This is a genomic window from Maribacter aquivivus (genome assembly GCF_900142175.1).
Taxonomy (GTDB): Bacteria; Bacteroidota; Bacteroidia; order Flavobacteriales; family Flavobacteriaceae; genus Maribacter; species Maribacter aquivivus.
The window spans coordinates 1,218,570-1,230,752 of record NZ_FQZX01000001.1 but is presented as its reverse complement, the minus strand read 5'-3'; the positions used below and the strand labels follow the sequence as shown (position 1 = coordinate 1,230,752).

The 12,183-nt window shown below is 37.6% G+C and carries 5 protein-coding genes; 2 read left to right on the top strand and 3 right to left on the bottom strand.

What is annotated here, in order from left to right; translation table 11 throughout:
* Positions 1 to 5: 5 nt before the first annotated feature.
* Positions 6 to 1,313 carry a DUF4249 domain-containing protein gene (locus tag BUC31_RS05230; protein WP_073241904.1) on the top strand — a complete coding sequence of 436 codons (1,308 nt, stop codon included), beginning with the start codon at positions 6 to 8 and terminating at the stop codon, positions 1,311 to 1,313.
* A 9-nt stretch (positions 1,314 to 1,322) separates the two neighbouring features.
* Entirely contained in the window at positions 1,323 to 3,101 is a 1,779-nt protein-coding gene (locus BUC31_RS05225; RefSeq protein WP_073241902.1) for a hypothetical protein, read from the top strand.
* A gap of 3 nt (positions 3,102 to 3,104) precedes the next feature.
* Here BUC31_RS05225 and BUC31_RS05220 read toward each other — a convergent pair whose 3' ends face one another.
* The 3 genes from BUC31_RS05220 to BUC31_RS05210 are packed head-to-tail and all read right to left on the bottom strand — an operon-like array spanning position 3,105 to position 12,074.
* On the bottom strand, positions 3,105 to 5,018 hold the full coding sequence (locus BUC31_RS05220; RefSeq protein ID WP_073241900.1) for an OmpA family protein: 1,914 nt from the start codon (positions 5,016 to 5,018) through the stop codon (positions 3,105 to 3,107).
* A gap of 12 nt (positions 5,019 to 5,030) precedes the next feature.
* Complete coding sequence (locus BUC31_RS05215; RefSeq protein WP_073241898.1) at positions 5,031 to 5,981, bottom strand: PorP/SprF family type IX secretion system membrane protein; 951 nt, start codon at positions 5,979 to 5,981, stop codon at positions 5,031 to 5,033.
* Positions 5,982 to 5,984: 3 nt separating this feature from the next.
* Positions 5,985 to 12,074 carry a T9SS type B sorting domain-containing protein gene (locus tag BUC31_RS05210; RefSeq protein ID WP_073241896.1) on the bottom strand — a complete coding sequence of 2,030 codons (6,090 nt, stop codon included), beginning with the start codon at positions 12,072 to 12,074 and terminating at the stop codon, positions 5,985 to 5,987.
* Between the last annotated feature and the right edge of the window lie 109 nt (positions 12,075 to 12,183).

Below are 12,183 nucleotides of genomic sequence, written 5' to 3'. Positions count from 1 at the left end.
TACAAATGTTTAAAAATAGTTTTTCACATTATCGCAAATTGACCCTCTTAGTTGTTCTAACTTTTGGCGCCTGTGTGGAAGAAATTGAAATAGCAACACTAAATGAAAATGAAGCAGAAGCTGCATTAGTAGTAGAAGCAGTTTTCACCAACGAAGTCATTACTCAAAAAGTCTATTTAAGCAGGAGTGAAGTTCGTTTAGACTTAGAAACAGATACTATTTACAGTCCATATTTACCATTAGGGAGCAGACCTGTAGATAGCATTAAAATGGAAACTGGCGCTACAGTGTCCTTACTCAAGGAAAATGGAGAAGTATATTCATTCACTGAAGATGAAGATGGCATTTATCTATCCAATACTCCATTCGCAATGGAAATGGATGCCAACTATACTTTAGATATCAATACAAATAATGGTACAGGGTATATATCTGACCCTATAACCGTATTAGGTACTTCTACGATAACTAATTTATATGCCGAAAAAGCTGAAAATGACAATGGAGAAGAAGGCATAGCTATTTATGTAGACAGTGAATCCCTAGAAGGTGCAGCGGAATACTTTAAATATACCTATGATGAAACCTATAAAATTGTTGCTCCCAATTGGCAAAATTTCGAATTTGAACTAACAGATTACGATGGTATTGACGATACAGTAGATTATAGTTTAGAAGTGGTAGAAAAAACAGTTGAAGACCGAATTTGTTACAATACCGTTTCTTCCAACACTATAGATTTAATCAGTATTGCAGGCATTACCCAAGGCAATGTTTCTAAACATAATATACGGTTTATCACTAAAGATAATTTCATAATAGCCCAACGATATAGCATTTTAGTACAACAGCAAGTACAATCTGCAAATGCACATTCTTTTTTTAAAACCCTCCAAGCATTTTCTCAATCAGATAATGTATTTTCTCAAGTACAACCAGGAGCCATTTACGCAAACGTACATCGTAAAGACGGTAATGTTGAAAATGTTTATGGTTATGTAGAAGCAGTTGGAGTTACAGAACAGCGCATCTTCTTAAATTACGAAAATTTTTTTCCGGAAGAAACACCACCGTATGCATTTAATTGCGGATTTAAGACTGCTAAATTGTTTAATAATCCCATGGATCCCTGTCCCCAAGGATTACTGGAAAGAATTGATATAGGAACGGTGACTTACTATTCCGATTATGTAGAAAACCTTGTACCCAATGCGAACCCAATTTGCGTTGGTCCATTTATTTTTGTTCCAACAATATGTGGAGACTGTACAGTTTTAGGAAATAATATAAAACCTGATTTTTGGGTAGATTAAATAGCACTTATGAAAACAACACAAATACTTGCCGCAATAATCATTTTAATAGCCAATCTTGGTCACGCCCAATATGTAATCAAAGATGGTAGCGACCTTTTGAATTTAAAAAAAGTGCCTCAAGAGAAGGCATATGTAGATCATAACGGACCATTGGTACTGTCTGGCGAATACTTGTATTATTCAATTCACTGCTTTAATGCACAAACCAATAACCCTACTAAAATAAGTACAATTGGGTATGTAGCACTAGTAAATGAAGCCAGGGACTTTGTTTTTGAACATAAAGTAAAGTTGAGCAAAGGACATGGCTATGGTGATTTCTTTGTGTCTACAGATATACCATCGGGCAGGTACAAGCTTTTAGGTTATACCCAATGGATGAAAAACGCAGGTTTATCTCAAGTTTTTAAAGATGATATTGTTATCATTAACCCGTATTTGGTAGACCAGTCTACCCTTCTAGAAAATAAATCTGATGCTATCTCGTCAATTTCAACTGATGCTATTTCGGTTTCAGACTCATCAACAATTACAATCAGAACTAACAGATCTACATATCAACCTAGGGAAAAAGTAAATCTTAGCATTAAAAATTATAAGGGGACATTAGGTCACGGTTTTTATAGTATCAAAGTAAAAAGAAAGGAAGAAATAGACATCCCATCTTCTCTTAATTCCGTTACATATGGCAATGCATATTTTAATGCTAACAAAGAGATTAAACAAACAATTGGCGATAGCATCTTTTTACCGGAACAACGTGGAGAACTACTTTATGGAACCGTAAAAAGTAATGAGACTGGTATACCAGTCGAAAATCTCCCTGTAGTTATTTCCATACCCGGGAAGGAATCTTTATTAAAGTTTTCGAAAACCGACCAAAACGGAAATTTCTATTCTTATATACGTAAAGACCGTAAAAACCCAATGATAGTAATACAGGTTGAAGACCAAAGCCAAACGTATACTATAGAAAAAGGAACACCTGGTTCTATTGACCTAACAGACTTATCTTTCTCAAATTTTAAGTTATCAAAGGAACAAGCGGAATATATAACGAATAGAAGCGTATTAAACCAGATAGAAAACCAATTCTTTAGTGCCAAACCAGATTCTATTTTACAAAGTAATCCAATAGATATTTTTAACGGCGGTATTCCAGAAGTTATCATTCTTGATGAATACACAAGATTTCCTACCCTTGAAGAGACGTTAGTAGAAGTGGTAAAGTTTGCTGGATTTAGAAAAGCAAATTCAAGTGAAGCTTACATTAGAATTGGACAAGATTTTAAGTCTTATGACGAAGAATACAACGCTTTCCCCGCAATAGTTTTAATTGACGGTGTCTACATACCGCATCATGAGCAAATAAGAACATTTGATGCCCGTAAAATTGAAAAAATTAGTTTGACAAGAGATCAATTTCGCTTAGGTCAAAAGGAATATCAAGGTATCATTTCCATTGAAACTTTTGATGAAGATTTTCTGGATACTTATACTGCTAAAAATAGCCTAGTATTACCATTTACCAAACCTGTCGCCAAAAAGAATTACTTTGTACAAACCTATCAAACAGAAGACACTTCGTTCAATAGAATACCAGACTACAGAAGATTATTATACTGGAACCCACTTTTAAATATTGAAGCTAGCGATTATCAATTTGAATTTTTTACTTCAGATGTAGAAGGAACTTACGAGGTTATTTTAAACGGATTTACTTCTTACGGTAAACCGCTACATGTAGTGAAAGAAATAGAAGTAGTAGCGAAGAATATTAATTAAGATTTACTCTATCAATATAAACTCTGAACGTCTGTTTAATTGATGGTCACGATCAGAACAAATGACTCCGTTTGCGCATTTATTAATTAGTGCAGTTTCTCCGTAGCCTTTACCTGTTATTCTGCTTTCATCTATTCCTGCAGATATTATATAGGCAACCGTTCTTTTTGCTCTACGATCAGAGAGCCAAAGGTTGTAACCATCCTCTTCTCTACTATCTGTATGCGACCCAATTTCCACTTTTACTTCAGGTCTTTTGATCATGTAAGCCACTACCTTATCTAAATTCTCAAAGGCATCATCACGAAGGTATGAACTGTTTAAATCAAAATAGATGGGAGCCAGCTTTAAAACCTTTACCAAATCTGCTCCAATTACAGCAACCTTACTACTCTCTTCCAATACCACACGGGCATCTGTTATATTCTTTTCATCGGGAGTGGTAAACATAAAAATAGAACCCTCTTCATAACCGTCAAGATTGGCAACAATTGAATATTGACTTTCTTGACATGGAATTTCTATACTATAGTTACCCTCGGCATCTGTTATCGCCTCACCTATATTACCTCCTGAGGTGTTCTTACCGTTCACAGTAACAAATGGTAAAGGCTCCTCCGTGTCCTTATCTACCGCGGTACCGTTTATAGTCACCATACAGTCTATCGTTTTCAGCGCATAAATATCATCGCTACCAACACCTCCGCTCCGGTTAGAAGCGAAAAAACCTGAATTGGTTTCTTCATCGAAAATCATTGAAAAGTCATCGTTAAGGCTATTGATCGGATTACCCAAATTCTTAACTGCACCTTCATTTTTTAAGTCGATTGAAAACATATCCAACCCACCTAAACCTGGGTGTCCGTCAGATGCAAAATACAGTACGCCAGATGCTGATATAAACGGAAAAGTCTCTTTACTTTCGGTATTGATTTTAGACCCCAAATTCTCTGGTGTTCCAAAACTACCATCCGGATGAATAGCTACCATAAAAATATCTGATGCACCTAATGTACCAGGCATATCTGATGAAAAATACAGTTTTGTTCCCTCCTTATTTAATGTAGGATGCGCTACGGAATAAAAGTCGCTATTAAAAGGTAGATCTTCGATAGTTCCCCATTTTCCATCTGTAAACGTACTTCTGTAAATTTTTAACCTACTAATACCATTCTTATCTCTAGTAAAAGAACCCTTTTTATAATTATTTCGTGTAAAATACATGGTATTCCCATCTTTTGAAAAAGTGGTCGAAGATTCATTTGCGACAGATTTCAACTCTTTAGGAAATGCAGTTGCCGTACTATATTGTTCTTTCTCTGGACGTATTGTTTTATAAAGATTTAAATACGGAGTAGAACTACGATCAGTAGTTTCTAAATCCCTGCCAGTGGAGAAAACTAAAAATTCTTTGTAGAATGATGGTGCAAAATCTGATTCTTTAGAATTTACGGAAGCTAAGTTTTCAATAGTATATTCATTTGATGCAGTCATTAATTCATCAAAATAACCTTCATCTTTATTGTAGTTCTGAGCACGCACATCATTCTTTTTAGCCTTCTTGAATTTTTTCATCCAAATCTCAGAATCTTTATAATTTTTAATCGATTTTAAAGATTGTGCATATCTATACATATAGTCTGGTTCTGTAGTTGAACTATTCAGTTCTAACAGCTTTGCATACCAATAACTAGCCTCATCATACTTTGCCCTTAAATAAGCTTCATTACCAAGGTTTTTACAAATATCTTCATCAGACATTCCTTTTTTACTCAATTCTTCATACGTTGAACCATCGCCCATGTACGCATAATGTTCAAAATTATCGGCTACAGCTTTTTTGTTCCCTTTCTGTGCAGAACACAGTGCAGAAATAAAAAGAAGTATTACAAAAACCGTAGACGATTTAAAGTTCATTGCTATTTATATTTAAAAGAATCTAGGGGTTAAATCAATTTTATCTTTCTTCAAAAACTCATACCTAAGAAACACCTCGAAAGAGCCGTTATTATATTTCGTGCCACCCAATTCAGAGATATCACTATCATATGCCAAGCCTAGCATAAATTCAGGAGTCATTTGAAATCCGAACAATGCACTTAAAGCAGCATCCCATCTGTAAGCAGCACCCATTGAAAATTTATCGTTCAATAAAAAATTAGCCGATATATCTGCTTGTAAAGGTGCGCCAGATGTTGCTTTTAATAAAAATGCCGGTTTAAATTTTAATGATGGCGACATGTCAAAAACATAACCAGAAATTAAGTACCAAGTAACCCTATCTACCGAGACCAAGCTCTCGTTGCCATCAGAACTGTCAAAATGCTCCGTTTGCAAGAAGTTGGGGATGGATAAACCAGTGTAAAACTTATCGTTATGATAATAAATTCCCGCTCCAAAATTGGGCGTAAACTTTTTATATAGATCCGCATCGGTTATGGCTACACCACCTGCACTGTAATTTCGAAGGTTGTTAAAATCTAGATTTAATAAATGTCCGCCAGCTTTTACCCCAAAGGACAACTTATCTGTTTCAGAAGTTTCTACAGTATATGAAAAAGCAGCATCTAAATATGTATTCTGGTTGGTATTGTTCCCTATTTCATCATGCACTATTGATAAACCTAGTCCTACTTTATTCGAAGTTGGCCCGTGAACACTTAAAGTTTGTGTATTTGGAGCTCCATCTCTACCCACCCATTGCGATCTGTGCAATGCAGAAATACTTAAGGCATCACGAGATCCAGCATAAGCAGGGTTCACCGAAAAAGTGTTGTACATGTATTGGGTGTACTGCGCATCTTGCTGCCCTAATACCATTTGTTGACCGCATAGCATTACGATAAAACTCAAAAAGAATATGTTTGTTATTTTCTTCATTCTTTATCGAATTAGGTATAGGTAACCCGTTAACATTTTTTGTTCTCCTTTGTCGGTATAATAAATATCATAGTAATATGTACCAGACGGTAATTTTTCATTCTGATTAATCGTTATTCTTCCTTCGGATATGCCTGTAAATGCTTTGGTATCATTTTCATAACCTTCAACCTCCCAAACCAATACTCCGTATCTATTATAAATTTTTACAATGTTCTCAGGGAACCGTTCAATGTTAATAATTTCAAAACCACCATTCATGATATCACCAGGTTTCACTAAATCTAGTTCCACATAAAGATCACATCCGCTTCCTGATGGCGGCGTACCTCCAATGGAATCACATGGATCTAACGGATTGGTTTCATCTACAACTTCTTGTCCGTCCATGATTCCGTCTCCATCCGTATCGGGGTTATTTGGATCTGTACCTAAAGAAAGTTCTTCATCATCTGGCAAACCATCATTATCACTATCATTGTTTAAGATTTCATTATCGAAAATGATAATCACTTCACCATTACCTTCATTACCAGCCAAATCAACTGCTGTTATAAATAATGTTATTTCAGAATCAATTATAGGAAAAGAATTATTTTCTGGTACATCTACATCGGTATGTATTTCCCATATTCCATTGATATCAGTATTGATTATATATTCTAAAATTATGCCCGTATCACCTACCTCAACAGTTATATTCAATATTTCATTAGGACTCCCCAAACCAAGTAAAATTGGAAACGTATCCATAGTTTCAAAACTATCTACTAGAGGCGGTTCAGTATCAACAATGTAAGTATGTTGATCAGAAGCTGACCCTGTGTTTCCTTCAATAGTTAGCGTAGTTACCGAAGCAATAATAGTACTATCCACATCTGCTTCTAAGTCTGTGCCAGGCACCGATATTTCAAAAAAACCATTTTCATTAACAGGACCGGTGTAATCATTGGCATTTATGATTAAAGTAACGATGTCTCCCGTTATAAAATCACCCGAAACTGTTCCGGTTATAGAAACCGGATTCTGGGCTTCGGTTTCATTAACGATATTATCTACTGTAACATCATCTATGGTGATAATAGGTAGCACTATAATGGTTTCTTTACAATCTATGATTCCGTTGCCATCAGCATCTGTCTGATTAAATTCTACAGTGACAATACTAGTGTCATTAGTCGCACAAGGTGCAATCCCCGAAACTGTATAAGAGAACGTGTCATTCCCATTATCAGCCCATGTTCCGCCAGCATCAGGAGAACCTGATAGTTGTGCAAAAAGGTCTGCATTGGTAATAGTATCACCTTCGCAAATATTTAATGTTCCGTCAATTCCTGCATTGGGTTGCGCTTGCTCTGTTACGGTAACGATACTTTCATCATCTGTTGTACACGGTGCAGTTGCAGCTACAGTATAAGTATGTGTGCCATTTCCATTATCAACCCATGTTCCACCTGTATCTGGTGAACCGGTTAATTGTGCGAACAGATCATTATTGTCAAAACTATCTCCAGAACATATATTCAATGTTCCGTCGATTCCCGCATTGGGTTGCGCTTGCTCGGTTACGGTTACTGTACTTTCATCATCTATAGTACATGGCGCAATTGCTGCTACCGTATAAGTATGTGTGCCATTTCCATTATCTGCCCATGTTCCGCCTGTTTCTGGATTACCTGTAAGCTGACCAAATAGATCATCATTGTCAAAAGTTGCTCCTTGACAGATATTCAATGTTCCATCGCCTCCGGCATTTGGTTGTGCCTGCTCGGTTACGGTTACGATACTTTCATCGTCTGTTGTACATGGTGCAGCTGCAGTAACTGTGTACGAATGTGTTCCATTTCCATTATCTGCCCATGTTCCGCCTGTTTCTGGATTACCTGTAAGCTGACCAAATAGATCATCATTGTCAAAAGTTGCTCCTTGACAGATATTCAATGTTCCATCGCCTCCGGCATTTGGTTGTGCCTGCTCGGTTACGGTTACGATACTTTCATCGTCTGTTGTACATGGTGCAGCTGCAGTAACTGTGTACGAATGTGTTCCATCGCCATTATCAACCCAAGTTCCACCAGTATCTGGATTTCCTGTTAGTTGTGCGAATAAATCATCATTATCGAATGTATCTCCGGTGCAAATATTCAATGAGCCGTCGATACCCGCATTCGGTTGTGCTTGCTGGTTTACGGTTACGATACTTTCGTCATCTACTGTACAAGGTGATATTGCCGATACCGTATATGTATGTGTTCCGTCGCCATTGTCCGTCCATGAGCCGCCTGTATCTGGTGAACCTGTTAATTGTGCGAATAAATCATTATTGTCAAAAGTATCCCCCTGACAGATATTTAAAGTTCCATCAATTCCTGCATTTGGTTGTGCTTGTTGGGTTATGGTTACGATACTTTCATCGTCTAAAGCACATGGTGCAGTTGCAGTAACTGTGTACGAATGTGTTCCATCGCCATTATCAACCCAAGTTCCACCAGAATCTGGATTTCCTGTTAGTTGTGCGAATAAATCATCATTATCGAATGTAGCTCCGGCACAGATATTCAACGTTCCGTCGATACCCGCATTCGGTTGTGCTTGCTCGGATACGGTTACGATACTTTCATCATCTGTAGTACATGGTGCTGTTGCAGTTACCGTATAAGTATGTGTGCCATTTCCATTATCAACCCATGTTCCACCAGTATCTGGATTTCCTGTTAATTGGGCGAACAGATCATTATTATCAAATGTATCCCCTTGACAGATATTCAATGTTCCATCAAAACCGGCATTGGGTTGTGCTTGTTGGGTTACCGTTACAATACTTTCATCGTCTAAAGTACATGGTGAAATTGCCGATACCGTATACTTATATGTGCCATCGCCATTATCAAACCATGTTCCGCCAGCATCAGGAGAACCTGATAGTTGTGCAAAAAGGTCTGCATTGGTAATAGTATCTCCTTCGCATATATTTAATGTTCCGTCAATTCCTGCATTTGGTTGCGCTTGCTCGGTTACGGTTACGATACTTTCATCGTCCGTTGTACATGGTGCAGTTGCAGCTACTGTGTACGTATGAGTTCCATCGCCATTATCTGCCCATGTTCCACCTGTATCTGGACTGCCTGTTAATTGGGCAAATAAATCATCATTATCAAAAGTAGCTCCTTGACAGATATTCAACGTTCCATCAATTCCTGCATTTGGTTGCGCTTGTTGGGTTACTGTTACAATACTTTCATCGTCCGTTGTACAAGGCGCTGTTGCATCTACTGTATAAGTATGTGTGCCATTTCCATTATCAACCCATGTTCCACCTGTATCCGGTGAACCGGTTAATTGTGCGAACAGATCATTATTGTCAAAACTATCGCCTACACAAATATTCAACGTTGCATCGATTCCTGCATTTGGTTGCGCTTGTTGGGTTACCGTTACAATACTTTCATCGTCCGTTGCACATGGTGCTATTGCAGCTACGGTATAGGTGTGCGTTCCATTTCCATTATCAACCCATGTTCCGCCCGAATCTGGAGAACCGGTCAATTGTGAGAACAAATCATTATTGTCAAAAGTATCCCCCTGACAGATATTTAAAGTTCCATCAATTCCTGCATTTGGTTGCGCTTGTTGGGTTACCGTTACGATACTTTCATCATCTGTAGTACATGGTGCTGTTGCCGCTACAGTATAAGTATGTGTGCCATTTCCATTATCAACCCATGTTCCTCCTGTATCCGGTGAACCGGTTAATTGTGCGAACAGATCATTATTATCAAATGTATCCCCTTGACAGATATTCAATACTCCATCAACACCGGCATTGGGTTGTGCTTGTTGGGTTACCGTTACAATACTTTCATCGTCTATTGTACATGGTGCAGTTGCAGCTACAGTATAGGTATGTGTGCCATTTCCATTATCAACCCATGTTCCACCTGTATCTGGTGAACCGGTTAATTGTGCGAACAGATCATTATTGTCAAAACTATCTCCAGAACAAATATTCAATGTTCCATCAACACCGGCATTGGGTTGTGCTTGTTGGGTTACCGTTACAATACTTTCATCGTCCGTTGTACATGGTGTTATTGCAGCTACTGTATATGTATGAGTTCCATCGCCATTATCAAACCATGTTCCGCCAGTGTCTGGATTTCCGGTCAACTGTGCGAACAGATCATTATTATCAAAACTATCTCCGACACATATATTCAACGTTCCATCAATTCCTGCATTCGGTTGTGCTTGCTCGGTTACGGTTACAATACTTTCATCATCCGCTGTACATGGTGCTATTGCAGCTACTGTGTACGTGTGAGTTCCATCGCCATTATCTGCCCAAGTTCCACCAGTATCTGGATTTCCGGTTAACTGTGCGAAAAGGTCTGCATTTGTGAATGTAGCTCCGGCACAAATATTCAAGGTTCCATCGATTCCTGCATTTGGTTGCGCTTGCTCGGTTACGGTTACGATACTTTCATCGTCCGCTATACATGGTGCTATTGCAGCTACTGTGTACGTATGAGTTCCATCGCCATTATCAAACCATGTTCCGCCAGCATCAGGAGAACCTGATAGTTGTGCAAAAAGGTCTGCGTTTGTAAAGCTATCTCCTTGACAGATATTTAACGTTCCATCAATTCCTGCATTTGGACAAGCATACACCGTTATCGTAACAGTTGCATGCTGTGTATAACCTTTAGAATCCGTTATTCCATATATAAAAGAATCAGTCCCCGTGTAATCAGTATCAGGTGTATAAGTAAAGTAATCATCTACCGGATTTGTCGCTGTCCCATTATTATTCAATGATACACTACCGTTTGTTGGTGTACTTACAATAAATATACTACCAGAGTTAGGACCATTACCACCAAAATCATCATTATTGGTCACTAAAATATCAACGGAATTATTCTTTTCTACCGTTTCGGTATTCTCTAAGGGAATAGGAAAAAAACTATCTGTAGTATCGTCAAGTAAATTACCATCTGTATCATCTCCATCATCGGACAGATCATCAGTGTCTCCCGGACCGTATGGACTATCTGCTAATACACTTACCTGATTTATTACTCCGCCTTCAGCAATCTCATTAGCAGTTAGAATATGGCTTGCAGAATATGTTGCCACTTCACCAGCTAAAAGCGTACCTTCTAAAGAACTCATTGTTGCGGATGAAAATGATGGAGCATTACTTAGTGTAATTGTATTTCCGCTAGCATCTTTGAACGTATCTGTCAAAGCAACATTGGTAACTTTCACATTACCTGTGTTCTCCACTTCAATAGTATAATCTACAGCATCACCTGTTACAACAGGAGAGCTAAAACTGTTTAAAACAGTCTTTGTTACTTCTATTTCTGGTTCAGCTATAATTAGATTGGATATTACAAACTCAACATCTTCTTGAAAAAGTGAAAGTAATCCCGATACAGAAACATCCATATTAATAGATTTAACTGCATCATCCATTTTCATAGTACCGCCACCAGTACCATCAAATGAATTATTACCACACTCACCTCCGTTAAAGCTTAAAAGAGCATCAGCGTCTATCTTAAATTCTGTATTTGTAGACACAAAAATATCGCCATTCTTACCAATATTTGTCCATGTACCATTTGTAGAAGTGAAAACTCCAGTATTTGTACCGGTCAAAAAAGGCAAAGGTAGTGCTCCAAATGTTCCAACTTTATCAACATTTAGATATGGATTAGTAATAAATACCTCATCTCCAGTTACCGCATCAAAGAAATGAAACTCGATGCTTCCTGAAAAGAGCGGATTAATGGATATTCCTAAAGAAGTTTCTCCAAAAATAACTGGATCTGGATTACCGTAGGTATTATCAGAAATACACCCCATAGTATCTTCACCTGAAATAGAAACTCCGCCAGTGACTCTACACTCTACTCTAACTAAATTATCAGAACTATATGATTCATAAATGTTTGTTGATCCTATTTCATCCCAGCCCGTAGTTTTCTGAGAGAATAATACGCTATTCACCAGTACTAAAAGGAAAAACGTGAACACTTTTTTCCAAGCAGTATATTGAATTAAATAAGTGGTTGTAGGTTTAGTCATTGGCTAAAAAAATCCATCAATACTATTATAGTTTTAATGGATATTAATTCTTACTTAAACTAAAGATAACTGTAGCCTACTGCCCCTTAAACAAATTGTTGTCAATACA

What these genes read in the sequence shown, in the direction of transcription:
- BUC31_RS05230 (WP_073241904.1), top strand. Translation starts at nt 6, where the DNA reads ATGTTTAAAAATAGTTTTTCACATTATCGCAAATTGACCCTCTTAGTT.
- BUC31_RS05225 (WP_073241902.1), top strand. Translation starts at nt 1,323, where the DNA reads ATGAAAACAACACAAATACTTGCCGCAATAATCATTTTAATAGCCAAT.
- BUC31_RS05220 (WP_073241900.1), bottom strand. Translation starts at nt 5,018, where the DNA reads ATGAACTTTAAATCGTCTACGGTTTTTGTAATACTTCTTTTTATTTCT.
- BUC31_RS05215 (WP_073241898.1), bottom strand. Translation starts at nt 5,981, where the DNA reads ATGAAGAAAATAACAAACATATTCTTTTTGAGTTTTATCGTAATGCTA.
- BUC31_RS05210 (WP_073241896.1), bottom strand. Translation starts at nt 12,074, where the DNA reads ATGACTAAACCTACAACCACTTATTTAATTCAATATACTGCTTGGAAA.